Origin of the sequence: Microlunatus capsulatus (assembly GCF_017876495.1) — a bacterium.
Lineage (GTDB): Bacteria > Actinomycetota > Actinomycetes > Propionibacteriales > Propionibacteriaceae > Microlunatus > Microlunatus capsulatus.
Genome location: NZ_JAGIOB010000001.1, coordinates 3,441,683 through 3,465,508, shown reverse-complemented (window position 1 = coordinate 3,465,508; position 23,826 = coordinate 3,441,683). Strand labels below are relative to the sequence as shown.

Below are 23,826 nucleotides of genomic sequence, written 5' to 3'. Positions count from 1 at the left end.
TCTCGCCCTCGTGGGCGAAACTTGTTCGGAAGTCGTAGATTTCTGGTTCCGGCGTCCCTAGCATCCTCGGGTGAGCTCCAGTCCCCGCGATCGTCCCGTGCGGACCCGACCGTCGCCGGCCCCGTCGCCCGGCGGCGATCCTGGCGCGCTCGCCGACCGCTTCCGTGACCTGCTGGGGCGGATCCGCGAGATGGGCCGCGAGACCACGGTGGCGGGTCGGCTCCGGCGGATGGTGGAGCTGTCCGTCGGCCTGACCCGGGCCCAGTACGCGGCCTTCGCCGTGCGCGCGCCCGACGGCGGTGTCGAGCGGTACGTGCTGAGCTCGGCCGACACCGAGGAGGTGGCGACCATCCAGCTGCGGCTGACGCTGCACGGGGTGGACGGGTCGGCGCACCTGCGCGGTCTGGCGGCCAGGACGGCCTCGCGTCCCGAGCCGGCCGCGGGCCGTCGGAGGCTCCCGCGCAGCCCCGTCCTCGAGGTGCCGCTGCAGACCCGGTTCGGCCTCTACGGCACCCTCTACGTCTTCGGCTCCAGCGGCGCCGAGCCCTTCACGGCCGACGACCGCGAGCTGCTGGACCACCTCGTCGAGACGACGGCTCTCGGGGTCGACAACGCCAGCCACCTCGAGGAGGCCCGGCAGCGCCAGCACTGGCTGATGGCCTCGGCCGAGGTCAGCCGGCTGCTGCTGGGCGGCGACGGCGACGAGCGGGCCGTCTGGCGCGAGATCGCCGCGAACGTGAAGTACCTCGCCGGGGCGCGGACGGTCACCATCTCCCGGCCCAGCGAGGACGACCCCGACGAGCTGGAGGTGCAGGTGGCCTCCGGCGTCGGCGCCGAGGCGCTCGAGGGCCGGCGCTACGCCCGCGCCGGCAGCCTCGCCGACCTCGCCATCTCGACCGGGGAGGTGCAGCTGGTGACCGTCGGTGACCGGCGCGGGGTGCACTCCGACGTGGAGCCGAGCATCGGGGTCGGCCCGCTGCTGGCGCTGCCGCTCAAGGGACGCGGCGAGGTGCACGGTGCCGTCGTGGTCAGCCGTCCGCTCGGCGAGCCCGCGTTCGCCGCCGCCGACGTCTCGATGGCCGAGGACTTCGCCACCCAGGCCGCCCTGGCCCTGGAGCTGGCCGAGACCCGGTCGGCGCGGCAGCTCCTCGAGGACCGGGACGAGCACGACCGGATCCCCGACACCCTCCAGGACCAGGTGATCCAGCGGCTGTTCTCGATCGGCCTCAGCCTGCAGAGCACCGCGGGCGAGGTGCTCGGCGCCGCCGCCCGGCCCCGGCTGTTCCGGGCCATCACCGACATCGACGACACCATCCAGCAGGTCCGCGCCTCGGTCGACCCGCGCCGCCGCGGCGAGCGCTCGGCGGCGATGACCCTGCTGCGGACGACGGTCCTGGGCCTGGTCGACGAGCTGGAGCCCGACCTGGGCTTCCGCCCCGAGGTCGTCTTCGCCGGCACCCTCGACACCGTCGTGGACGCCGGCGCCAGCACCGTCGTGGAGCGGGTCCTGCGGACGGCCCTGCAGGACGCGGTCCGGCCGGCCGGGGCGCACCGGGGCCGGGTGGAGGTGAGCGGGGGCGGTGACGGCCTCACGCTCCTGGTCGCCGACGACGGCGCCGGCCTGGCCGAGCGGGGCACGGCGGTGGCCCGGCTCTGGGAGCAGGCAGCCGACGACGGCCAGATCTTCACCGTCGAGCGGCCCGCCGACGGCGGGCTGCGGCTGCGCTGGCTGCTGCCGCAGGGCTGAGGGTCTGACCGCTCGTGTGAGCACGGGGTCGCGGTCACCCCGCCGGCGCCGCTATCCCGCGGCCACCCGCCTCGCCGGGCTCGCGGGTTTCCCCCGGCCGCGCCGGGCTCAGAGGACGGGCAGCAGCCGCCGCAGCTCCATCGGCGTGACCTGGCGGCGGTACTCCTCGAACTCGGCCCGCTTGTTGCGCAGGAAGAAGTCGAAGACGTGCTCGCCGAGGGTCTCCGCGACCAGCTCGGACTTCTCCATCGCCCGGATCGCCTCGTCGAGGTTGCGCGGCAGCGGCTCGATGCCCAGGGCCTGGCGCTCCCGCTCGGTGAGCGACCAGACGTCGTCCTCGGCGCCCTCGGGCAGCTCGTACTCGCCCTCGATGCCGGCCAGGCCGGCGTTCAGCATCAGCGCGAAGGCCAGGTACGGGTTGGCCGCGGAGTCGATGGAGCGCAGCTCGACGCGGGCCGAGGAGCCCTTGTTGGGCTTGTACATCGGTACCCGGACCAGCGCGGAACGGTTGTTGCGGCCCCAGCAGATGTAGCTGGGGGCCTCGCCCCCGCCGGCCAGCCGCTTGTAGGAGTTGACCCACTGGTTGGTGACGGCGGTGATCTCGCCCGCGTGCCGCAGCAGGCCGGCGATGAAGTGCCGCGCGACCTTGGACAGGTGGTGCTCGGCGCTGGCGTCGTAGAAGGCGTTGTTGTCGCCCTCGAACAGCGACATGTGGGTGTGCATGCCCGAGCCCGGGTGCTCGGTGAACGGCTTGGGCATGAAGGAGGCGTGGATGCCCTGGGACAGCGCCACCTCCTTGACGACGACGCGGAAGGTCATGAGGTTGTCCGCGGTCGACAGGGCGTCGGCGTAGCGGAGGTCGATCTCCTGCTGGCCGGGACCGCCCTCGTGGTGGGAGAACTCGACGGAGATGCCCATCTGCTCGAGCATGGTGATCGCCTTGCGGCGGAAGTCGCTGCCGAGGCTCTGCGGGGTGTGGTCGAAGTAGCCGGACTGGTCGACCGGGACCGGCGGCTGGTCGGGCTCCAGCGGGTCCTTGAAGAGGAAGAACTCGACCTCGGGGTGGGTGTAGAAGGTGAAGCCGAGGTCGGCGGCCTTCTTCAGCGCCCGCTTGAGGACGTAGCGCGGGTCCGCGTAGGACGGCGAGCCGTCCGGCATCGAGATGTCGCAGAACATCCGCGCCGTCGCCGGGCTGGTGTCGCGCCAGGGCAGCACCTGGAAGGTGGCGGGGTCGGGGTGGGCGACCATGTCGGACTCGTAGACGCGGGCGAAGCCCTCGATGGCCGAGCCGTCGAAGCCCATGCCCTCGGCGAAGGCGCCCTCGAGCTCGGCGGGCGCGATGGCCACGGACTTGAGGAACCCGAGCACGTCGGTGAACCACATCCGGACGAAGCGGACGTCGCGCTCCTCGATGGCCCTCAACACGAACTCGGTCTGCTTGTCCACGGGCTCAGTCTGCCCGTCGGCCCGTAACGCGCGCGTTACGACCCCGGCGCGCTCAGAAGCGCCGGTTCGCGAGCACCGGGAGGGCCTGGCGGACGGCCGCCAGCTCCCCGGGGTCGACGTCGGCGACGAGCAGCCCCGGCCCGTCCCCCAGGCCGGCCCGCACCACGCCGGTGGGCCCGACGACGAGGCTGTGCCCCACCCCGGTGGGGGCGCGGCCGGAGGAGGTCACGCCCGTCGTCGCCGGGTCGGCCTGCCCGCACGCGGCGACGAAGACGGTGGCGTCCAGCGCCCGGGCGCGGACCAGCAGCTCCCACTGCTCGACCTTGCCGGGACCGGCGCCCCAGGAGGCGCAGACCGCGACCACCCGGGCGCCGCGGTCGGCCAGGGCGGTGTAGAGACCGGGGAAGCGGACGTCGTAGCAGGTGGTGAACCCGACGGGCACCCCGGCCACCTCGACGACCAGCGGCTCGTCGCCGGCCGCGACCGTGTCGGACTCGGCGAACCCGTAGGCGTCGAAGAGGTGGATCTTGGCGTAGGCCGCCTCGACGCCCGGGCCGGTGACCAGCAGCGTGTTGGTGACCCGGCCGTCGCCGGCGGGGGTGAACATCCCGGCCGCGACGACCACGCCGGCGTCCGCGGCGACCTGCCGGACGCCGTCGGCCCACGGCCCGTCGAGCGGCTCGGCGACGCCGGTCAGGTCGTGGCCGAAGGCGCGCATCGTCGCCTCGGGGAACAGGACCAGGTCGGCGCCGGCGTCCGCGGCCTCCCGGGTGCGGCCGGCCACCTGCGCCAAGTTGGCGGCCGGGTCGGGTCCGCTGACGATCTGGGCGAGGGCGAGGCGCATGGCCGCATTCTGCCCCCGGCTCCTCGCCGCCGGCGCCCGGAGGCCGTGCGGCAGACTGGCGCCCGTGGACTTCGACTCCGTGTACGACCAGGGCTTCGCCCGGATCGCGGCCTGCACGGCGCCGGTCACCCTCGCCGACCCGCGCGCCAACGCCGCGTCGGTGCTGGAGCAGGCCCGGGCCTGCGACGCCGAGGGGGTGGCCGTCGCGGTGTTCCCCGAGCTGGCCCTCAGCGGCTACGCGATCGAGGACCTGCTGCTGCAGGAGGTCCTGCTGGACGAGGTCGAGGCCGCCGTCGCCGACCTGGTCGCGGGCACCGCGGACCTGCGGACGGTCGTCGTCGTCGGGGCACCCCTGCGGCACGGCAACCGGCTGCTGAACGCCGCCGTCGTCGTGCACCGCGGGACGGTGCTGGGCGTCGCCCCCAAGTCCTACCTGCCGACCTACCGCGAGTTCTACGAGCGCCGCCACTTCGCCCCCGGCGACGACCGCCGCGACGCCGTCCTGCACCTCGCCGGCCAGGAGGTCCCGCTGGGACCGGACCTGCTGTTCACCGCTGTCGACGTCCCCGGCCTCGTGGTGCACGTCGAGGTGTGCGAGGACGTCTGGGTGCCGCTGCCGCCCAGCACCGAGGCCGCGCTGGCCGGCGCGACGGTGCTGCTCAACCTCTCCAGCAGCCCGATCACCGTCGGCCGCGCCGACGACCGCCGGCTGCTGGTCCGCTCGCAGTCCGCGCGCTGCCTGGCCGCCTACGTCTACGCCGCGGCCGGCTCCGGGGAGTCCAGCACCGACCTGTCGTGGGACGGCCAGACGATGGTCTACGAGCTGGGCCAGCTGCTGGCCGAGACCGAGCGCTTCCCCGACGGCCCGCGCCGGGCCGTCGCCGACGTCGACCTGCTCCGGCTGCGCCAGGAGCGGCTCCGGACGGGCACCTTCGACGACAACCGGCGCACCTGGCAGGACCGGACGGGCGGCGACACGTTCCGCACCGTCCCCTTCACCCTCGACCCACCGCGGCACGACATCGGCCTCCAGCGGCGCGTCGACCGCTACCCCTTCGTCCCGGACGACCCCCAGCAGCTGGCCCAGGACTGCTACGAGGCCTACAACATCCAGGTCTCGGCGCTGGAGCAGCGGCTGACGGCGATCGGCCAGCCCAAGATCGTCATCGGCGTCTCCGGCGGCCTCGACTCGACCCACGCGCTGATCGTCGCGGCCAAGGCGATGGACCGGCTGGGCCGGCCGCGCAGCGACATCCTCGCCTTCACCATGCCCGGGTTCGCGACCAGCGCTGGCACCAAGGACAGCGCCACCCGCCTCGGGGAGGCGATCGGGGCGACGTTCGCCGAGCTCGACATCCGGCCCGCCGCCCGCCAGCTGCTGGCCGACATGGACCACCCCTTCGCCGGCGGCGAGCCCGTCTACGACGTGACCTTCGAGAACGTGCAGGCCGGGCTGCGCACCGACTACCTGTTCCGGCTGGCCAACCAGCGCGGCGGCATCGTGCTGGGCACCGGTGACATGTCCGAGCTCGCGCTGGGCTGGTGCACCTACGGCGTCGGCGACCAGATGTCGCACTACGGCGTCAACGCCGGCGTCCCCAAGACGCTCATCCAGCACCTGATCCGCTGGGTGATCGGCACCGGGCAGTTCGAGGAGGAGACCAGCGCGGTGCTGCGGGTGATCCTCGACCAGGAGATCTCCCCCGAGCTGGTGCCCGTCGCCGAGGGCGAGCGGCCGCAGAGCACCGAGGACGTCGTCGGCCCCTACGCGCTGCAGGACTTCACCCTGTTCCACGTGCTCCGCTACGGCTTCCCGCCCAGCCGGATCGCGTTCCTGGCCCGGCACGCGTGGGAGCACGCCGACCGCGGCGACTGGCCGCCCGGCTTCGACCTCGACTCCCGCAAGGAGTTCGACCTGCCGACCATCCGGCACTGGCTGGAGGTCTTCATCCGCCGCTTCTTCGCCTTCAGCCAGTTCAAGCGCTCGGCGATCCCCAACGGCCCCAAGGTCGTCGCGGGCGGCTCGCTCTCCCCGCGCAGCGAGTGGCGCGCCCCCTCCGACGGCAACGCCACCATCTGGCTGGCCGAGCTCGACCGCAACGTGCCCCCCTCTTCTTGACTGCGCTCGCGCGGGCGGGCTGATGCCCCCGCCTTCGTCGTCGGGACGGGACGAAGAGCGTGTCCCGTCCCTCCTCCTCCAGGCGGGGGCGCCCGACCCTCGACGCTCGCGCAGCAGTTACGGGTTCCCGGGGGCGTCTTGGGCGGTGACCACCATCGACTCGAGGTACGGCGAGCCGAAGGTGGTGGCCATGGCCACGTCGCCGGCGTCGCGGCCCCGGCCGATGAGGACGCGGCCCTTGCGGCGCTGGTTGTTGCGCGGGTCGAAGGTCCACCAGCGGTCGCCGAGGTAGACCTCCATCCAGGCCGCGAAGTCCATCGGGGCGTCCAGCGGCGGGACCTCGATCTGCGGGAGGTAGCCGAAGACGTAGCGCGCCGGGATGTTGAGCGCCCGGCACAGCGAGACCCCGAGGTGGGTGAAGTCGCGGCAGACCCCGTAGCCCGACGCGTGCACGTCCGCGGCCGTCGTGCGGGAGTTGCTGGCCCCGTACTGGAACGTCAGGTGGCTGTTGACGTAGTCGCAGATCGCCTGGACCCGGGTGTAGCCGGGGGTCAGGCCGCCGAAGCGGTTCCAGGCCTCCTTGCCCAGCACGTCGGGCAGGGCGTAGCGGCTGGGCAGGGTGTAGATCAGGACGTCGTCGGGGAGCTTCTCCGGCGCGATCTCCGGGGCGTCCTCGTCGGCCTCCTCGGTGTCGTCGGTGACGATCACCGCGGCGTCGTAGGTGATCGTCGACCGACCGGCCGGGATGGTCAGCCGGCGGCAGAGGTTGCCGTAGAGGTCGGTGTAGGTGCTGCTCACCAGGTCCGGGTCGAACGACCAGGTGGCCTCGACCAGCTCGGCGTCCTGGTCCCCGAGGGGCTCCACCTGGAACACCGAGGGGACGTCGAAGCGCGACTGGTGGACGAACTCGCAGCCGATCTGCAGGGTGCGGGTGCTCACCCGGGTCAGCCGGCGGAGCGCGGCGGGCCGTCGCCCTCGAGGGCGTCGGGGTCCGGGGCGGCGGTCGCGGGGGCGGAGGTCGTCGGGGAGGGCTCCGGGGTCGCCGGGTCGCCGCTGCCGGGGGCGGACCCGCTCGTCGCACCGGTGGCGGAGTCGGTCACCTTGGTGACGACGTCGGCCACCTGGTCGGGCAGCTTCTCGGCGGTCTCCTTGACCTTGTCGGCGACGTTGGCCACGGTCTCGCGCACCTGGGGGCTGCGGGCCAGCCGGTCGGCCTGCGCGCGCAGCTTGTCGGCCTGCACCTTCAGCTCGGCGTAGCGGGTCTGGCCGGCCTTGGTCCCCAGCACGTAGCCGGCGCCACCGGCGATCCCGGCCACCAGCAGGGTCCTGATCTTGACGATCTTCATGCTCACTCCTCCGTCGGGCTGCGGTCGACGCACTCCGTCGGCGCCTCGGAGGGGAAGTTTACGATGAGCGCGCCGCCCCCGGACGGGGGCTCCGGCGTCGTCACACGACGGGAACACACCGAGGAGGACTGATGGCCGTGCGCCGCCTGAGCGCCGAGGGCGCGGCCCCCGCGGGCGTGGCCTGGGAGCGCTACGCGGTGATCGGGGCCTGGCCCACCTGGTCGCCGCAGATCCGCCGCGTGGAGGCCGACGCCGAGCGGATCGCCCGCGGGGTGACCGGCACCGTGCACGTCCCCGGGGGCCTGCGGCTGCGCTTCACCATCACCGACGTCGACCCGGTCGCCCGGCGCTGGAGCTGGCTGGTCCGGCTCGGCCCGGTGCGGATGGACCTGCACCACGACGTGCGGGCCGCGCCCGGCGGCGGCTCGGCCACGGGGCTGGTCGTCGAGGGTCCCACCGCGCTGGTGACGGCCTACGCCCCGCTCGCCTGGCTGGCCCTGCGGGAGCTCGTCGCGCGCTGAGCGGAGAGCCCGTCGACGGGCTCAGGGAGCGGTGGCCCTTCGACGGGCTCAGGGAGCGGGGACGGCACCGGCCGGCACCCGGTGCGGGTGCCGGCCGGTGACCGGGTGGTGCGAGGGGGCTCAGGCCTGGCCGGAGACCCCGGCCGGCAGCGGGCCGCCGTTGAGCGGGGTGCCCCGCTCGATGGTGACCTCCTTGTTGACCGCGGTGTCCGGGTCGTCGGAGGCCGGGGCCGGGCCGTGCGCCTCGGCCGCCGCGCTGCCGTCCAGGTCGGCGACGGCGTCGCCGAGGGCCTGGTCGACGGCCCGCCAGTAGGCGAAGACCCGCTCCTTGATGTCCGGGCGGACCGTGCCCAGCGTCGAGGCGATGGTGATCGCGAGGCGGGTGCGCTCGTCGGCGTCCATCACCTCGTTGACCAGCGTGCGGGCCTGGCCGAAGTCGTCGTCCTCGGAGCGCAGGGCGTAGGCCGTGCGGACCATCTCGGTGTCGGTCTCCCACGAGTGGCCCGAGAAGAGGTCGGTCTTCACCTCCGGGCCGTTCACCGTGTTCGGGAAGTAGACCGGCTGGCTCGGGGTGTAGTTGTAAGCCATCGGGCCGTCGAACTGGTAGGTGTTCACCTCCACCTTCGGCTGGTTCACCGGCAGCTGCAGGTAGTTCGGGCCGATGCGGTAGCGCTGGGTGTCGGCGTAGCCGAAGACGCGGCCGAGGAGCATCTTGTCGGGGCTGAAGCCGATGCCGGGCACCACGGTGCTGGGCGCGAAGGCGGCCTGCTCGATCTGGGCGAAGAAGTTCTCCGGGTTGCGGTCCAGGGTCATGGTGCCGACCTTGATCCGCGGGTAGTCCTTCTTCGACCAGGTCTTGGTGAGGTCGAAGGGGTTGAAGCGGTACGTCTTCGCGTCCTCGTACGGCATCACCTGGACGTAGAGCGTCCACTGCGGGAACTCGCCGTCGGCGATCGAGGAGAAGAGGTCGCGGCGGTGGGCCTCGGGGTCGGTGGCCGCGGCCTGGGCGCCCTCCTCGTTCGAGAGGTTGACGACGCCCTGCTCGGACTCGAAGTGGAACTTCACCCAGCTGCGCTCGCCGGCCTCGTTGACCCACATGTAGGTGTGCGAGCCGTAGCCGTTCATGTGCCGCCAGCTCTTCGGGATGCCCCGGTCCCCCATCAGGTAGGTGACCTGGTGCGCCGACTCGGGCTGCAGCGTCCAGAAGTCCCAGCGCATGTTCCAGTCCTGGAGGCCGGAGTCGGGCTGGCGCTTCTGGGTGCGGATGAAGTGCGGGAACTTCATGGCGTCGCGGACGAAGAAGACCGGGGTGTTGTTGCCCACCAGGTCCCAGTTGCCCTCGGACGTGTAGAACTTCAGCGCGAAGCCGCGGGGGTCGCGGACGGTGTCGGCCGAGCCCTGCTCGCCGGCGACGGTGGAGAAGCGGGCGAGCATCTCGGTCTTGACGCCGGGCTGGAACAGCGCCGCCTTGGTGTACTGCGAGACGTCCTCGGTGGTGACGAAGTGGCCGAAGGCGCCGCCGCCCTTGGCGTGCACGTTCCGCTCCGGCACGCGCTCCCGGTTGAAGTGCGCCATCTGGGCGACGAAGTGGAAGTCGTGCAGCAGGATCGGGCCGGTGCCGCCGGGGCCGGTGCCCAGGGAGAACTGGTCGCTGGGCGCGGGGGCGCCGGTGTCGGTGGTGGAGACGGGCGCGGACGGCCCGGTGGGCGGTGCGGAGAGCTCGGTGGTCATGGTGCCTCTCGGTTCTCGGGGAGGGTGTGCGGGGAAGGTCGTGGGGCGGGCCGGCGTCAGGACGCCGCGGTGGACGCGCAGGGCGCGCAGGTGCCCCAGTAGGTCACCTCGGCCTCGTCGACGACGAAGCCGGCGGTCTCGGCCGGCACGGCGCAGGGGACGGTCCCGACGGCGCAGGCGACGTCGGTCACCGACCCGCAGCGGCGGCAGACGAGGTGGTGGTGGTTGTCGCCGGCGGCGGTCTCGAACCGCATGGCCGAGCCCGCGGGCTCGAACCGGCGGAGCACGCCGCGGCGGGTCAGCGTGTTGAGGGTGTCGTACACCGCCTGGGTGGACACCGCGCCGAGCCGGGCGCGGACGCGCTCGGTGACCTCGTCCGCGGTGATGTGGGGCGTCGCGTCCAGGACCTCGAGGACGGCGAGCCGGGGCCGGGTGACGCGGAGGTCAGCGGCCTTGAGCTGCTCGCCCCAGGGCGCGGCGGCAGCGGAGGTGGTCATGACCCGACCGTAGCACCCTTGTCTGGAACCGTTCCAGATTGTCCGCGCCCAGAGCGGTCAGTCGTCCTTCCAGCGCGGGTCCTCGTCGAACGCCTCGTTGCGCTCGGCCACCCTGTCCAGCGCCTGCTCCGCCTCCTCGCGGGAGGCGTAGGGGCCGAGCCGGTCGGCGATCTTGCCGGCCTTCGTGTCCTGCACCGCCGACCGGGTCTTGAGGTCGTACCACCACTCGCCATCAGCCATGCCCTGACCGTACAACTAGCCTGGCGGGCGTGAGCCCCGTCCTGCCCGCACCCGTCTCCCCGCCCCGCCCGGTGCCCCGCTCGATCCCCCGTCCCGAGTACGTCGGCCGCCCCGCTCCCCGCCCCTACGAGGGCCCGGACGTCCAGTCCGCCGAGACCGTCGAGCGGATGCGGGTGGCCGGCCGCGTCGCGGCGGGCGCCATCCGGGCGGCCGGCGACGCCATCGCCCCCGGCGTCACCACCGACGAGCTGGACCGCGTCGCCCACGAGTACCTGCTCGACCACCACGCCTACCCCTCGACGCTGGGCTACCGCGGCTACCCGAAGTCCTCCTGCACGTCGGTGAACGAGGTGATCTGCCACGGCATCCCGGACGCCCGGCCGCTGGAGGACGGCGACCTGGTGAAGATCGACGTGACCGCCTTCGTCGACGGCGTGCACGGCGACAGCTGCGTCACCTTCGGCTGCGGCGAGCTCGACGAGGCCTCCCGGCTGCTGGCCGAGCGCACCGAGGAGGCGCTGCGCCGCGCCGTCGCCGCCGTCCGACCGGGTCGGGCGGTCAACGTCCTCGGCCGCGTCGTCGAGAGCTACGCCAAGCGGTTCGGGTACGGCGTCGTCCGCGACTACACCGGCCACGGCGTGCACACCGCCTTCCACTCGGGCCTGGTCATCCCCCACCACGACGACCCCCGGCACGCCACGGTGATGCGCCCCGGGATGACCTTCACCATCGAGCCGATGCTCACCCTCGGCACCGCCGAGTGGTCGATGTGGGACGACGGCTGGACCGTGCTCACGGCCGACGGCAGCCGGTGCGCGCAGTTCGAGCACAGCCTCGTGGTCACCGAGACCGGCGCCGAGGTCCTCACCCTCCCCTGACCGGTCCGCGCCCCCGGTCGCTGGGGCGACCACCGCGGACAACTCGGTTAGAGTGTCCGGCGGACGAGTCGGTCAGGCGGCCGCGGCACCGGCGACGGTGTCGAGGAAAGTCCGGACTCCACAGAGCACGGTGGTGGGTAACGCCCACCCGGGGTGACCCGCGGGACAGTGCCACAGAGAACAGACCGCCCGCGCGGCGACGTGCGGGTAAGGGTGAAACGGCGGTGTAAGAGACCACCAGCGCCCCAGGTGACTGGGGCGGCTCGGCAAACCCCACCGGGAGCAAGACCAAGAAGGGCACGCTCGCGTGCCTGCGGAGACGCCCGAGGGCTGCTCGCCCGAGTCTCCGGGTAGGTCGCACCAGGCCGCTGGCGACAGCGGTCGCAGATGGATGGTCGCCCCCGGCCCTCGTGGCCGGGACAGAATCCGGCTTACCGACCGGCTCGTCCCCTCTCCGTCGCACTTACGTGCGGCGGCTCTCCGCTCGGCCCGGCCCGACCTCGCCGTCCGGTCGACGGCTGACCGCCGCGGTCCCTGTCGTGCGGGACATGACACGTTCGCTCATCCGGCGTGTCCTCGGGGGATCACGGGGGCGGGTCTACGACGCCGCCCTGCTGAGCCGCCGACGACACCACTTCCAGTCCGAGATCGCCCGCGCCCGCGCCGAGGGGGTGGTGCGCGTCAACGTCGGCGCCGGCCGGCGCGCCCTGCCCGGGTGGGTCGACACCGACATCAGCTGGCGCTGCGCCGCGCACCTCGACGCCATCCGGCCCTGGCCGGTGGCACCCGGCAGCGTCGACCTCGTCTTCGCCGACAACGTCATCGAGCACCTGACCCTGGAGCAGGGCCGGGCGCTGCTGCGGGAGGCCTTCACCGCGCTCGCGCCCGGCGGGGTCCTCCGGCTCGCGACGCCCGACGTCGAGGCCAGCGCCCGCAGCTACCTCGAGAACGGCGAGCTCGCCCGGCAGGGGATGGCCCGCAACGCCGAGCTCGGGAACGTGCTCAGCCACCCCGTCCAGCTGCTGTCGGAGGTCTACGTCGGCGCCGAGCACTACCGCGGCTTCTGCTACGACCACGCCGCGCTGGCCGCGGAGATGCGGGCCGCCGGGTTCGCGGTCGAGCGCTGCGTCGCCGGCGACAGCGCCCACCCGGACCTGAGGGGGCTGGAGCACCGGATGCACCCGGCCGAGGTGGCCACCCAGCTCTGCGTCGAGGGGACGCGACCGGCCTGAGACGCGACAGCGCCCTCCCCGCCGAGGCGGGGAGGGCGCTGCTGCGTCGTGCGGCTAGGCCTACTTCGAGGCGTTCGCCGCGCGGCGCTTGTTGAAGATGTCGAAGGCGACGGCCAGCAGCAGCACGAAGCCCTTGATGAAGGACTGCACCTCGCTGCCGAGGCCCAGCAGCGACATGCCGTTGTTCAGCACGCCCATGATCAGACCGCCGATCATGGCTCCGGTCACGGTGCCGATGCCGCCTGTGACGGCCGCGCCGCCGATGAAGACGGCCGCGATGGCGTCCAGCTCGAAGCCGGTGCCCGCACCCGGGAGGGCCGAGTTGCTGCGGGCGGTGAAGGCGATGCCGGCGATGGCGGCCAGCACGCCCATGTTGACGAACAGCCAGAAGTCGACGCGCTTGGTGTCGATGCCGGACAGCTGGGCCGCGTGCAGGTTGCCGCCGCGGGCGTAGACGTGGCGGCCGAACACGAAGCGGTTCATCACCGTCGAGTAGAGCAGCACGAGCGCCGCCAGGATGACGAGCACGATCGGGGTGCCGCGGTAGCTGGCCAGGGTGAAGGTGATGGCCAGGATGAAGACGGCGGTGAAGCCGGCCTTGACCAGGAACCACGAGCGCGGCTCGTCCTCCAGGCCCATCTTCACCCGCTTGGCGCGCTCGCGGAACTGGCTGAGCAGCAGGCCGGCGGTCGCGGCCACGCCGAGGATGACGGTGAGGATCTCGAACGTCGACGTCGCGCTGGGCTGGGGCAGGAAGCCCGAGCCGATGGCCACGTAGGAGTCCGGGAACGGCGTGATCGGGACGTTCTGCAGCACCATCTGGGTGAGGCCGCGGAAGGTCAGCATGCCGGCCAGGGTGACGATGAACGCCGGGATGCCGACGTAGGCGACCCAGAACCCCTGCCAGGCGCCGATCAGGCCGCCCACGACCAGGCCCAGCAGGACGCCGGCCCAGACGGGCATGCCCCACTGGACGATGAAGATGCCGCTCATGGCGCCGACGAAGGCCACCACCGAGCCCACCGAGAGGTCGATGTGGCCGGCGATGATGATCATGACCATGCCGATGGCCAGGATCAGCACGTAGGCGTTCTGGTTGATGATGCTGGTGACGTTGCGCGGGGTCAGCAACGTGCCGCCGGTCAGGATCTGGAACAGGATCACGATCGCGATCAGCGCGATGAAGATGCCGATCTGGCGCAGCCGTCCGGCGAGGAAGGAGAGCACCCCGCCCGAGGACTGCTCGCGCGGCGGCGGGATGACCGGCGACGGGTCCGTCGCGGTCTGGGTGGTCGAGCTCATCGGGATCCGTCCTTGTCCATGGTCATGTAGTGCATCAGGTCCTCGGCCCGCGCGCCCGCCACCTCGACCTCACCGGTGATGCGTCCGGCGGCCAGGGCGTAGATGCGGTCGCAGATGCCCATCAGCTCCGGCAGCTCGGAGGAGATGACGATGATCGCCTTCCCCTGCGCGGCCAGGGAGTTGATGATCGTGTAGATCTCGTACTTCGCCCCGACGTCGATGCCCCGGGTGGGCTCGTCGAGGATCAGCACGTCGGGGTCGGTGAACATCCACTTGCTCAGCACGACCTTCTGCTGGTTGCCGCCCGAGAGCTTCCCGGTCAGCACGCCGACGTTGGGCGCCTTGATCCGCATGCTCTTGCGGTAGTCGTTGGCGACGACCTGCTCGCGGTTCGCGTCCACCCAGCCGGTCTTGGCCAGCTTCTCCAGCGCGGCGCCGGAGATGTTGCGCTTGATGTCGTCGATCAGGTTCAGCCCGTACCGCTTGCGGTCCTCGGTGGCGTAGGCGATCCCGTTCTTGATCGCGTCGCGCACCGTCTTGAGCTGGATCTGCCGGCCGTTCTTGTACAGGTTGCCGGTGATGTTGTGGCCGTAGGAGCGGCCGAACACGCTCATCGCGAGCTCGGTCCGGCCGGCGCCCATCAGGCCCGCGATGCCGACGACCTCGCCGGCGCGGACGTAGAGGTTCGCGTGGTCCACCACGGTGCGGGAGTGCTCGAGCGGGTGCTGCACGGTCCAGTCCTCGATCCGCAGCACCTCCTCGCCGATGTCCGGGGTGCGGTCGGGGTAGCGGCTCTGCAGGTCGCGGCCGACCATCCCGCGGATGATCCGCTCCTCGGAGATGTCGTCGGCGTCGAGATCGAGCGTCTCGATCGTGCGGCCGTCGCGGATCACGGTCACCCGGTCGGCGATGGCTTTGATCTCGTTCAGCTTGTGGCTGATGATGATGCAGGTGATGCCGTGCTCGCGCAGGCCCCGCAGCAGGTCCAGCAGGTGCGCGGAGTCCTCGTCGTTCAGGGCCGCGGTCGGCTCGTCGAGGATGAGCAGGCGGACGTCCTTGGACAGCGCCTTGGCGATCTCCACCAGCTGCTGCTTGCCCACGCCGATGTCGGTGATCTTGGTGATCGGGTTCTCGGCCAGCCCCACCCGCGCGAGCAGCCGGGCCGCCTCCAGGTTCGTGGCGTTCCAGTCGATGACGCCGCGCTTGGCCTGCTCGTTGCCGAGGAAGATGTTCTCCGCGATCGACAGGAACGGGCTGAGCGCCAGCTCCTGGTGGATGATCACGACGCCCGAGCGCTCGGAGTCGCGGATGCCGGAGAAGGACGCCGGCTGCCCGTCGAGGACGATCTCGCCCTCGTAGGTGCCGTGCGGGTAGACCCCCGACAGCACCTTCATCAGCGTCGACTTGCCGGCACCGTTCTCGCCGCAGATCGCGTGCACCTCACCGCGCTCGACGGTCAGGTTGACGTCCTGCAGCGCCTTCACGCCGGGGAACGTCTTCGTGATGTTCACCATCTCAAGGATGTGGTCAGCCATGCTCTTCCTCGTGTGCTGCTTCGGTGGTGCGGGTCGGACCCGCCTCACGCCCTGAGCCTGCCCCGCGGGGCGGGACAGGCTCAGGACGCGTTGGTCGGCTCAGGAGCCGGTCGCCCGGTCCGCGGACCGGGCAGGGCTCACTCGCCCTTCTCGACCTCGGCCTGGGTGTAGTAGCCGGAGTCGACGACCTCCTTGGTGAGGTTGTCCTTGGTGATGATCACGGACTCGTGCAGGTAGGCCGGGACGACCTTGACCTTGTTGTTGTAGGTCTCGTTGTCGTTGGTCTCCGGGGTCTTCCCGTTCAGCACCGCGTCGACCATCGTGGCGGCCGTGTCACCGAGCTTGCGGGTGTCCTTGAAGATCGTCGAGTACTGCACGCCGTCGAGGATCAGCTTGTCCGAGGGCTTCTCGGCGTCCTGGCCGGTCACGATCGGGTTGTCGATGCCCGCCGACTTAGTGGCGTTCAGGATGCCGCGCGAGATGCCGTCGTAGGGCGACAGCACGCCGTCGAGGTCCTTGCCGGAGTAGAAGCCGTTGAGGATGGTCTCCATCCGGGCCTGCGCGGTGTCGAGCTTCCACTGCTGGGTGGCGACCTGCTGGAACTCGGTCTGCTTCGACGGGACGACGAGGGTGCCGTTGTCGATGTAGGGCTGCAGGACGCTCATCGCACCGTTGTAGAAGAAGGTGGCGTTGTTGTCGTCCGGGCTGCCGGCGAAGAGCTCGACGTTGAACGGGCCCTTCTCGCCGGTCTCCTTGCCGTCGGCGTCGAGGATGCCGAGGCCGGTGAGCAGCGAGGTGCCCTGCTGGATGCCGACCTTCTCGTTGTCGAAGGTGACGTAGTAGTCGACGTTCGGCGAGCCGTTGATCAGGCGGTCGTAGGCGATGACCTTGACGCCGTCGGTACCGGCGTCGGCCAGCTGCGTGGTGAGCGCGGTGCCGTCGATCGAGGCCACGATCAGCGCCTTGGCGCCGTTGTTCAGCATCGACTCGATCTGCTGCTGCTGGTCGGGGACCTTGTCGTTGGCGTACTGCAGGTCGACCTTATAGCCCAGGGACTCCAGCTTGGCCTTGACGTTGTTGCCGTCGTCGATCCAGCGCTCGGAGGTCTTGGTGGGCATGGCCACGCCGATCAGGGCGCCGGCGTTGGAGCCCGGCTCGGCGGAGGTGTCGCCACCGGCGCCGGCCCGGCCGCCGCCGCAGGCGGAGAGGCTGAGGGTCAGGGCGGCGGTCGCCGCGAGGCCGGCGAGCATTCGGCGTCTGTTGATCACGAAGGATCCTTTCGGTTGTTGCTGCCGGCACCCACGGGCATGGCGGAGCGGAGCGAGCGGGAGCGGGCACGTGCGGCAGGAGGTCGAGGACCGACCTGGGGCACGGACGTCGCGGACGGGGTGGTCACCGGCGCCGGGATCGGGCGAGCAGCAGAGGGCGCGGTGACCGCGCGGACTACTGGCATCTGTCCGACTCCGTCGTCGTCAGGGGAAGGTTCCCTACGTTTGTGACCGGTCACATCTAAGCACAGGGACTCAACCGGGCGCGCCTCCTTGAGGAAACGCTGAGTATCGCTCACATAACGATGCTCAGCGGGCCGGCGGGGCCGTCGAACCGCGGACGACCAGCTGCGGTTCCAGCGGGGCCGGCTCCTCCCCCTCGCTGCCGCCGAGCAGCCGCGCGACGCAGCGCCGGCCGAGCTCCTCGAAGTCCTGCCGCACGGTGGTCAGCGGCGGCCAGAAGTGCGCGGCCTCGGGCATGTCGTCGAAGCCGACGACGCTGACGTCGCGGGGCACGTCGAGCCCGGCGTCGCGGAAGGCGTGCACGAGCCCGAGCGCCATCTGGTCGTTGGCCGTGAACACCGCGGTGAAGTCGCGGAAGCGGGCCAGCTCGCGACCGGCGTGGTAGCCGAAGTCGGGCGTCCAGTCCCCCAGCACGGGCGGCCGGACGGGCAGGTCGGCGTCGACCATCTCGGCCAGGAAGCCCTGCATCCGGGCCTCCGCCTCGATCCACTCCTGCGGTCCGGCCAGGTGGAAGATGTCGCGGTGCCCGAGCCGCACGAGGTGCCGGGTGGCGGCCCGCGCCCCGGCCAGCTGGTCCACGAACAGCTCGTGCTCGTCGCCCTGGGCGCGGGAGTGCAGCAGGACGTAGGGGATGTCCAGGGCCAGCTCGTCGATCTGGTTGAGCGTGCGGGTCTGCGGGGCGATGATCACCAGCCCCTCGACCTTGTGCTCGACCTGCAGAGCCAGGGCCTCGCGGATCACCTGCGGCTCGGTCGAGGCCAGGTTCGTGGTGTTGACGAGGTAGCCGGCGTCCCGCGCGGCGCGCTCGACCCCCTGGATCGCCGCGGACGGCCCCCACTGCGTGCGCTGGGAGGCGATCACGCCGAAGGTGCGGGAGCGGCTGCCGCCCAGCGCGCGGGCGATGGGGTTGGGCCGGTAGTTGAGCTCGTCGATGACGGCCTGCACGCGGTCGCGGGTCTCGGGCCGCAGGCTCGGGTGGTCGTTGATCACCCGGGAGACGGTCTGCCGCGAGACACCGGCGATCCGGGCCACGTCCCGGATGCTCGCGGGGTGACCGAGCTTGGGCGCGGTCACGGGCAGCACCGGGACACGACGAGCACCCTACCCGCCGTCAGCACCCCGCCGGCCGCCGATGATCATGGTCGCCGACCGGCGCCCGGCGCGCTGATCATGACCAGCCGGCGTCACGCCCCCGCCGTCGCCCGGCCTTGACGCCGGAGCGGACCCGCTTGCCCTGCAGCCGCCGCTCGACGGAGCCGCGGGTGGGCCGGGTCGCCCGGCGCCGCGGGGGCGGGGGCGCCAGAGCGTGCCGCAGCTGCGCCGCGAGCCGGTCGCGGGCGGCCTCCCGGTTGCGCAGCTGGGCGCGGTGCTCCGAGGCGACGACGACCAGGGCGCCCTGGACGAGGCGGCCGGCGAGGCGCGCCGTCAGCCGCTCCTGCAGCGCCGGCGGCAGCCGGCCCACCGACGCCGAGCCCTCGGGCGTCCAGGACAGCTCGACCCGGCTGTCGGTCGTGTTGACGCCCTGCCCGCCCGGTCCGGAGGCGCGCGAGAACCGCCAGCGCAGCTCCTCGGCGTCGACCATGAGGTCGGCGGTCACCACGAGCGGTCCCTCGGCGGCCATGCCCCGACCCTAGCCAGACCCCCGACCGCGCCTTGGTCGCACCGGGCACACTGTCCGCCGTGCCCGAGCTGCCCGAGGTCGAGAGTGCCCGCGCCACCGTCGAGCGGGCGGCCCTGCACCGCCGGATCGCCGAGGTGGACGACACCGACACCTACGAGTGCCGGCCGCACGCCCCCGGTGAGATCCGGACCGCCCTGCTCGGCCGCTCCCTGACCGGCGCCTTCCGGCGCGGCAAGTCCCTGTGGTGCGAGACCTCGGGGACGGGGCGCTCGCGGACCCCGGGGACGGGGCGCTCGCGGACCCCGGGGCCGGTGCTGGGCCTGCACCTGGGGATGAGCGGGCGGATCCTGGTCACCGGGCCCGACGGCACGCTGACCGAGGGCGGCGACTGGCTGGGCGGCCGGTACGGCCAGGGCGGTGAAGAGCCCGACCGCAAGGCGGTCTGGGACCGGTTCACGCTGACCTTCGAGGACGGCGGGACGCTGCGGCTGTTCGACAAGCGCCGGCTCGGCCGGGTCCGGCTCGACCCGGACACCAGCGCGCTCGGCCCGGACGCCGAGACCGTGGGGGCCGAGGAGCTGGCCGCCCGTGTCCGCCGCGGCCGGTCCCCGCTCAAGGCCCGGCTGCTCGACCAGTCCGTCGTCGCCGGCGTGGGCAACCTGCTGGCCGACGAGACGCTGTGGCAGGCCCGGCTGTCGCCCCGCCGCCCGGTCGACGAGCTCACCGACGGCGAGCTCGAGCGACTGCACGAGGCGCTGCACACCGCGACGAAGGCCGCCATCGCGCACGGCGGCGTGCACACCGGCGAGGTCATCCCCTTCCGGGGCGCGGGCCGGCACTGCCCGCGCTGCGGCACCGCCATGGAGCGGGCCACGGTCGGCGGCCGCACCACCTGGTGGTGCCCGGCCGAGCAGACCTAGGCCGGCCGGCGGGAGCCCGGGCCGGGGTCCCGCGGCGGCCACCGCCCGCGGAGCGCCCGGGTTACGATCCTCGGACTCGGGTCCCGCTAGCGAAGGCTTCCCCCATGCGACTGCAGCCCCCTCCCGGCCGGCCGCGCTCCGCGCTGCTCGCCACCGCCCTCGTCGGGCTGCTCGCCGTCGCCCCGGCGGCGGCCTTCGCCGAGACCCCCTCCCCCGCGCCCGCGGCGAGCCCGGCCGCCACCCCGGATCCCGCCGCGACGGCCGGGGCGACCGCCACCCCGGAGGCAGCCCCCACGCCCGTGCCGAGCCCCGGCACGACGGCCGAGCCGGCCGGGCCGACCCCGAGCAGCACCCCCTCGGCCACGTCGACGCCGTCGGCCACCACCCCGACCACCGCCGGCCGCGCGCCGGCGCAGCGGGCCGCGGCGGGAGCCCGCGCGCTGACCCTGCGCGTCACCTCCAGCGGGAGCCCGGTCGCGGGTCGCTTCTACCAGGACATCGGCCGCTACGCCTTCTCCGGCAACGCCACCGGGCTGGCCGCCGGCACGACGATCACCGTCCACCGCCGCGCCGCCGCAGGGAAGACCTGGACCCAGGTGGCCGCCGCGTCCCTGGTGGACGACGCGTTCTCGGCCCGGCTGCCCGTCACCTCGATGGGTCGCTTCGTCTTCGTGGCCACCACCGGTGGGGCGCCCGGCAGCGGCGACGAGCTGGCCAGCGCCGCCGTCACCGTCGAGGTCGCCGACGCCACCACGTCACTGGACGAGCCGGCCGCCCGGGTCGACGCGCTGAAGAAGCCCGCGCTGACCGGGTCGATCGTCCCGGCCCGGGCCGGCGTCGAGGTCCACCTCGACGTGAAGGTCGGCTCGCGCTGGCGGCACCAGGCCACCGCGACGACCAACGCCGCCGGGAAGTTCCGGGTGGCCTTCGGGCACCGCGTCGGCACGCTCGCCCGGTACACGCTGCGCGCCACCACCCACGCCCCGAACCGGGACCGCTGGGACGTCAGCGGCAGCCGCACCCTGACCCGAGTCGCCGTGCTCAACGCCGTCGTCACCAGGACGACGGCGGCCGAGGTCGCGAAGACCTGGCGCAAGGGCTGCCCCGTCGGCCGGTCGAAGCTGAGCACCATCACGATGAACTACTACGGCCGCGACAAGACGATGCACCGCGGCGTCCTCATCATCCGGACCGACCTGGTGCCCGAGATCAGGCGGGCCTTCGGCGACGGGCTGGACGCGCGCTTCCCCCTCGCCAAGATGGACAACCCGAACGTCTACGGCGGCAACGACCCGAAGCAGATGGCGGCCAACAACACGAGCGGCTTCAACTGCCGCAAGGTGGTGGGCAACCCCTACGCCCAGTCCCCGCACTCCTACGGCACGGCCATCGACATCACGCCGGTGCAGAACCCCTACCGCGACTCGAAGGGGAAGTGGTGGCCCAGCAACGGGAAGAGCTACATCGACCGGTCCCCGCTGCGCTTCGGCATGCTGGGCGCCTCGTCGCCGGTGACGAAGCAGCTGAAGAAGGACGGGTTCTTCTGGGGCGGGCTGTGGAACCCGGGACGGGACTACCAGCACTTCGAGTACCGGCGATGAGCCCGCGCCCGTGACCCGCCGGCGCCGGCTGGCGCTCGCGGCCCTGGCCGTCGTGCTGCTGACCGGCTGCACCCCGGCGCCGTCCGCGGGTCCGCCGTCGGGTCCGACCCCGTCGCCCGGGCCCGCCACCCCCGGCGCGGCCACCGCGTCGCCCGCGCCGTCGGAGACCGCGGACCCCGAGCCGACCACCACCAACACCCTGCCGCCGCCCCCGGCACCCACGGGCCCGGCGCCGTCCCGCGCCGGCGACCTGGACGCCGACGCGCTGCCGGTGCCCGCCGGCTGGCGGACGGTCGTCCGGGAGGGCGGGGCCGAGGAGGGCTTCGAGGGCAACGGCACCTGGGTGCGCGCCCGCGACCCGCGCTACGCGGCCCAGGACGTCATCACCCTCGGCTGCGCCGACGTCACCCGTGACGACTACCCCGACCCGGTCGCGGCGCTGGAGGGGAGCTACGTCGACGACGGCGGCGCGCCCGGCGTGGGTGTGGCGCTCGACTTCGCCGACGAGGCCGCCGCCACCGCCTACTGGCAGCGCTACACCGCGCAGGTCGGGGCCTGCCAGGATCTCGACGAGCCCGTCCGGACGACGCTGGAAGCGGACCTGCCCGGCCTCGTCGACCGCCGCACCTACCCCGACGACGGGCAGTGGACCGAGGTCGGCCGGCGCAGCGGCGCCCGGGTCACGCTGGTCATCCTCAGCGACGACGGGCACCGGATCACCCGCGCCCAGGCCCGGACCCTCCTCGAGCAGCTGGCCTGACCCCCGGGAGCGATCCCGCTCCCCTCCCCCCGACGCGTCCGCGAGCCGACGCGCCCGCTGCCGCGCCCCGCGCCCCGTCCGGACGGCCGCGCCCCGGGTACCGGGCGCGGGAGCACCGACGGGGCGCGGAGACCCCCCAACGCCCTCAGGACCGGCCAACGCGCCCTCCGACGGCGCTCGTCGTGTCCAGTATTGGACATGTCCGAGAGTGGACAACCGGGTTGCTTGAACCAGCCGTTCGTGCTGCCTAGAGTTCTTCTCAGCGGGGCGAGGGAATGAACCCCCGAGCTTTCTCTCGCCCCGCCCCACCCGTCCCGCCGCCCCGGTCGCACCCGGCCCGGCGCCGAGGACGGGCCGACGACCTGGCGTTCCTGGGGAGGGACAGCCTGCAGCCCCCGTCCTCCTGGACGGGGGCTGCGCTTTCTCCCGGGCCGGTGACGCACCCGGCGGGTGAGGAGGACTAGCCGACGCGCTCGAAGACGACGGCGCCGCTCGCGAGGTCGGCGGAGACCAGGCGGACCTGGATCTCCTGCCCCAGCGGCAACCCCTCCCCGCGGACCCGGGCCTCCACCGCGGGGTCGGCCACGACGACGGTGCCGTGCCGTCGCTGCTCGTCGACGTCGACCACGGTGGCGGGGAAGAGCTCGCCGACCCGCGGGGCCAGCAGCACCACCTCGACGAGGTCCACCACCGACCGCTCGTACTTCTTCGCCCGCCGGTCCGCCGCGGCCATCTCCGCCGGCAGCGCGGGCAGCGCCTCGCGCACCCAGGCCGGCACCGGCGTCCCGGCGCAGAGCGCCAGGCAGACCTCGCCGACGTAACGGTCCACCAGGCGGCGCAGCGGCGCGGTGCAGTGGGCGTAGTCGGTGGCCAGCGCGGAGTGCTCGGCGTCCAGCGGCACCTCGCCGTCGAAGGCCTGGTAGCCGGCGCCGCGGAAGAGCATCGTGCAGGCGTTGAGCATCGCCGCGTGGGCCGGCAGGGCCGGGTCGAGGCTGCGGACGAACTCCGGGTAGTCGAGCTCGGCCGGCCAGCTGATCCGGAGCGCCTTCGCGGTGGCCCGCAGGGTGCGCAGCGCGCCGGCGTCGGCCGGCGGCATGCTGCGGACGATCCCGACCTGGGCGTAGAGCATCAGGTGCGCCGCCGCCATCCCGGTCAGCAGCGAGATCTGGGCGTTCCAGCCCTCCACGGGCAGCGGGGCGCGGAACTCCAGCCGCCAGCCGTCGTCAGCGGGGACGACCTCCTGCTCGGGCAGCGGCAGGCTCACCCCGCCGCGCTCGCGCTCGCGCTGCTCTCGCCAGCGCCCCACCTCGGCCAGCAGGGCGAGGGAGCCGCGCGGGCTGCCGCCGTCGACCTCGGCCTGGGCCTGGCCGTAGTCCAGCTGCTCCCGGCTGCGGACGCGGGCCCGCACCACCTCGGCGTCGGTCATCCGGCCGTGCGCGTCGAGCGTCAGCGTCCACAGCAGCGCCGGCCGCACCTGGTCGGGCAGCAGGCTGGCCGCGCCCTCGCTGAGGGCCGGCGGGTGCAGGGGGACGCGCCGGTCGGGCGCGTAGAAGGTCATGCCCCGCCGGTGCGCCTCGCGGTCGACCGGGTCGCCGGCGGTGACGAAGGCGGCGACGTCGGCGATCGCGTAGGAGACGACGAACCCGTCACCCTGCCGGGCGATGTGCAGGGCCTGGTCGAGGTCGCGCGCCCCCGGCGGGTCGATGGTGACCAGCTCGAGGTCGGTGCGGTCCAGGTCGGGGAGCGACGCTGCGGCCACGGAGGCCTCCGCGGCGGCCAGCACGTCGGGCGGGAACTCCTCCGGGACCTCCAGCTCGGCCCGGATCCGGGCGAGGCCAGCCGCCAGGTCGGGGGGCAGCACGCCGGGCAGGTCGACCTTGCGGGCAGGCATGGCCCGACCCTACAAGGACCGGTCCCCGCACCGGTCCCCTCGGGAGGGCCTTCGACAGGCTCAGGCCGCGATGGTCGAGGGCTG

General features: G+C 73.1%; 20 protein-coding genes, 1 other RNA gene and 1 pseudogene. 9 read left to right on the top strand and 13 right to left on the bottom strand.

The window, feature by feature from the left end:
• The first annotated feature begins 70 nt into the window (after window positions 1–70).
• The gene (locus JOF54_RS16030; protein ID WP_210057632.1) at window positions 71–1,747 is read left to right on the top strand and encodes a sensor histidine kinase; all 1,677 of its coding nucleotides are present in this window, start codon (window positions 71–73) and stop codon (window positions 1,745–1,747) included.
• 108 nt (window positions 1,748–1,855) lie between these two features.
• Here JOF54_RS16030 and JOF54_RS16025 read toward each other — a convergent pair whose 3' ends face one another.
• Both JOF54_RS16025 and JOF54_RS16020 read right to left on the bottom strand, forming a co-directional pair.
• Window positions 1,856–3,193 carry a glutamine synthetase family protein gene (locus tag JOF54_RS16025; RefSeq protein WP_210057630.1) on the bottom strand — a complete coding sequence of 446 codons (1,338 nt, stop codon included), beginning with the start codon at window positions 3,191–3,193 and terminating at the stop codon, window positions 1,856–1,858.
• A gap of 52 nt (window positions 3,194–3,245) precedes the next feature.
• Window positions 3,246–4,037 (bottom strand): carbon-nitrogen hydrolase family protein, encoded by a 792-nt coding sequence (locus JOF54_RS16020; protein WP_210057628.1) that lies wholly within the window; start codon window positions 4,035–4,037, stop codon window positions 3,246–3,248.
• 64 nt (window positions 4,038–4,101) lie between these two features.
• Here JOF54_RS16020 and JOF54_RS16015 point away from each other — a divergent pair, with 64 nt between their 5' ends.
• On the top strand, window positions 4,102–6,156 hold the full coding sequence (locus tag JOF54_RS16015; RefSeq protein WP_307804259.1) for an NAD(+) synthase: 2,055 nt from the start codon (window positions 4,102–4,104) through the stop codon (window positions 6,154–6,156).
• A 117-nt stretch (window positions 6,157–6,273) separates the two neighbouring features.
• On the opposite strand, the gene JOF54_RS16010 is transcribed toward JOF54_RS16015, so the two are convergent.
• Window positions 6,274–7,095 (bottom strand): transglutaminase-like domain-containing protein, encoded by an 822-nt coding sequence (locus tag JOF54_RS16010; protein WP_210057625.1) that lies wholly within the window; start codon window positions 7,093–7,095, stop codon window positions 6,274–6,276.
• A gap of 5 nt (window positions 7,096–7,100) precedes the next feature.
• Window positions 7,101–7,502: a YtxH domain-containing protein gene (locus tag JOF54_RS16005; protein ID WP_210057623.1), complete on the bottom strand. Its 402-nt coding sequence runs from the start codon at window positions 7,500–7,502 to the stop codon at window positions 7,101–7,103.
• A 131-nt stretch (window positions 7,503–7,633) separates the two neighbouring features.
• On the opposite strand from JOF54_RS16005, the gene JOF54_RS16000 reads away from it, so the two are divergent.
• Complete coding sequence (locus JOF54_RS16000) at window positions 7,634–8,023, top strand: SRPBCC family protein (protein ID WP_210057621.1); 390 nt, start codon at window positions 7,634–7,636, stop codon at window positions 8,021–8,023.
• A 273-nt stretch (window positions 8,024–8,296) separates the two neighbouring features.
• On the opposite strand, the pseudogene JOF54_RS15995 reads toward JOF54_RS16000, so the two are convergent.
• The 3 genes and pseudogenes from JOF54_RS15995 to JOF54_RS15985 form a co-directional block, all read right to left on the bottom strand.
• Window positions 8,297–9,754 (bottom strand): annotated as a pseudogene (locus JOF54_RS15995) (catalase); the annotation flags it as partial.
• Between the two features lie 56 nt (window positions 9,755–9,810).
• Window positions 9,811–10,251, bottom strand: a complete 441-nt coding sequence (locus JOF54_RS15990) for a Fur family transcriptional regulator (RefSeq protein WP_210057617.1) — start codon at window positions 10,249–10,251, stop codon at window positions 9,811–9,813.
• 57 nt (window positions 10,252–10,308) lie between these two features.
• Window positions 10,309–10,491, bottom strand: a complete 183-nt coding sequence (locus JOF54_RS15985; RefSeq protein WP_210057615.1) for an SPOR domain-containing protein — start codon at window positions 10,489–10,491, stop codon at window positions 10,309–10,311.
• 29 nt (window positions 10,492–10,520) lie between these two features.
• Here JOF54_RS15985 and map point away from each other — a divergent pair, with 29 nt between their 5' ends.
• From map to JOF54_RS15970, 3 genes are all read left to right on the top strand, one after another.
• The gene (gene map / locus JOF54_RS15980; protein ID WP_307804258.1) at window positions 10,521–11,369 is read left to right on the top strand and encodes a type I methionyl aminopeptidase; all 849 of its coding nucleotides are present in this window, start codon (window positions 10,521–10,523) and stop codon (window positions 11,367–11,369) included.
• A gap of 64 nt (window positions 11,370–11,433) precedes the next feature.
• Window positions 11,434–11,819, top strand: an RNA gene (rnpB, locus tag JOF54_RS15975) — RNase P RNA component class A.
• A 98-nt stretch (window positions 11,820–11,917) separates the two neighbouring features.
• Window positions 11,918–12,601 carry a class I SAM-dependent methyltransferase gene (locus JOF54_RS15970; protein ID WP_210057613.1) on the top strand — a complete coding sequence of 228 codons (684 nt, stop codon included), beginning with the start codon at window positions 11,918–11,920 and terminating at the stop codon, window positions 12,599–12,601.
• A 60-nt stretch (window positions 12,602–12,661) separates the two neighbouring features.
• Here JOF54_RS15970 and mmsB read toward each other — a convergent pair whose 3' ends face one another.
• The 5 genes from mmsB to arfB form a co-directional block, all read right to left on the bottom strand.
• Window positions 12,662–13,903, bottom strand: coding sequence for a multiple monosaccharide ABC transporter permease (mmsB, locus tag JOF54_RS15965; RefSeq protein WP_210057611.1), 1,242 nt, complete (start codon window positions 13,901–13,903; stop codon window positions 12,662–12,664).
• The gene (gene mmsA, locus JOF54_RS15960; protein ID WP_210057609.1) at window positions 13,900–15,438 is read right to left on the bottom strand and encodes a multiple monosaccharide ABC transporter ATP-binding protein; all 1,539 of its coding nucleotides are present in this window, start codon (window positions 15,436–15,438) and stop codon (window positions 13,900–13,902) included. Before mmsA ends, mmsB begins: the two co-directional genes overlap by 4 nt.
• A 137-nt stretch (window positions 15,439–15,575) precedes the next feature.
• On the bottom strand, window positions 15,576–16,706 hold the full coding sequence (chvE, locus tag JOF54_RS15955) for a multiple monosaccharide ABC transporter substrate-binding protein (protein ID WP_307804256.1): 1,131 nt from the start codon (window positions 16,704–16,706) through the stop codon (window positions 15,576–15,578).
• Between the two features lie 309 nt (window positions 16,707–17,015).
• Entirely contained in the window at window positions 17,016–18,023 is a 1,008-nt protein-coding gene (locus JOF54_RS15950; RefSeq protein ID WP_210057607.1) for a LacI family DNA-binding transcriptional regulator, read from the bottom strand.
• A 94-nt stretch (window positions 18,024–18,117) separates the two neighbouring features.
• Window positions 18,118–18,570, bottom strand: a complete 453-nt coding sequence (arfB, locus tag JOF54_RS15945; RefSeq protein ID WP_210057605.1) for an alternative ribosome rescue aminoacyl-tRNA hydrolase ArfB — start codon at window positions 18,568–18,570, stop codon at window positions 18,118–18,120.
• Window positions 18,571–18,629: 59 nt separating this feature from the next.
• Between arfB and JOF54_RS15940 the strand changes: the two genes are divergently transcribed.
• From JOF54_RS15940 to JOF54_RS15930, 3 genes are all read left to right on the top strand, one after another.
• Window positions 18,630–19,490: an Fpg/Nei family DNA glycosylase gene (locus JOF54_RS15940; protein WP_210057604.1), complete on the top strand. Its 861-nt coding sequence runs from the start codon at window positions 18,630–18,632 to the stop codon at window positions 19,488–19,490.
• A 104-nt stretch (window positions 19,491–19,594) separates the two neighbouring features.
• Window positions 19,595–21,091, top strand: a complete 1,497-nt coding sequence (locus tag JOF54_RS15935) for a M15 family metallopeptidase (protein WP_210057602.1) — start codon at window positions 19,595–19,597, stop codon at window positions 21,089–21,091.
• Window positions 21,092–21,101: 10 nt separating this feature from the next.
• A complete protein-coding gene (locus JOF54_RS15930) occupies window positions 21,102–21,851 on the top strand; it encodes a hypothetical protein (RefSeq protein WP_210057600.1) in 750 nt (249 codons plus the stop codon).
• Window positions 21,852–22,311: 460 nt separating this feature from the next.
• Here JOF54_RS15930 and JOF54_RS15925 read toward each other — a convergent pair whose 3' ends face one another.
• Complete coding sequence (locus JOF54_RS15925) at window positions 22,312–23,742, bottom strand: RNB domain-containing ribonuclease (RefSeq protein ID WP_210057598.1); 1,431 nt, start codon at window positions 23,740–23,742, stop codon at window positions 22,312–22,314.
• Window positions 23,743–23,826 lie beyond the last annotated feature (84 nt).

What these genes read in the sequence shown, in the direction of transcription:
- arfB (WP_210057605.1), bottom strand. Translation starts at nt 18,570, where the DNA reads ATGGCCGCCGAGGGACCGCTCGTGGTGACCGCCGACCTCATGGTCGAC.
- JOF54_RS15925 (WP_210057598.1), bottom strand. Translation starts at nt 23,742, where the DNA reads ATGCCTGCCCGCAAGGTCGACCTGCCCGGCGTGCTGCCCCCCGACCTG.
- JOF54_RS15985 (WP_210057615.1), bottom strand. Translation starts at nt 10,491, where the DNA reads ATGGCTGATGGCGAGTGGTGGTACGACCTCAAGACCCGGTCGGCGGTG.
- JOF54_RS15990 (WP_210057617.1), bottom strand. Translation starts at nt 10,251, where the DNA reads ATGACCACCTCCGCTGCCGCCGCGCCCTGGGGCGAGCAGCTCAAGGCC.
- mmsB (WP_210057611.1), bottom strand. Translation starts at nt 13,903, where the DNA reads ATGAGCTCGACCACCCAGACCGCGACGGACCCGTCGCCGGTCATCCCG.
- mmsA (WP_210057609.1), bottom strand. Translation starts at nt 15,438, where the DNA reads ATGGCTGACCACATCCTTGAGATGGTGAACATCACGAAGACGTTCCCC.
- JOF54_RS15970 (WP_210057613.1), top strand. Translation starts at nt 11,918, where the DNA reads ATGACACGTTCGCTCATCCGGCGTGTCCTCGGGGGATCACGGGGGCGG.
- JOF54_RS16020 (WP_210057628.1), bottom strand. Translation starts at nt 4,037, where the DNA reads ATGCGCCTCGCCCTCGCCCAGATCGTCAGCGGACCCGACCCGGCCGCC.
- JOF54_RS16000 (WP_210057621.1), top strand. Translation starts at nt 7,634, where the DNA reads ATGGCCGTGCGCCGCCTGAGCGCCGAGGGCGCGGCCCCCGCGGGCGTG.
- JOF54_RS16005 (WP_210057623.1), bottom strand. Translation starts at nt 7,502, where the DNA reads ATGAAGATCGTCAAGATCAGGACCCTGCTGGTGGCCGGGATCGCCGGT.
- JOF54_RS15935 (WP_210057602.1), top strand. Translation starts at nt 19,595, where the DNA reads ATGCGACTGCAGCCCCCTCCCGGCCGGCCGCGCTCCGCGCTGCTCGCC.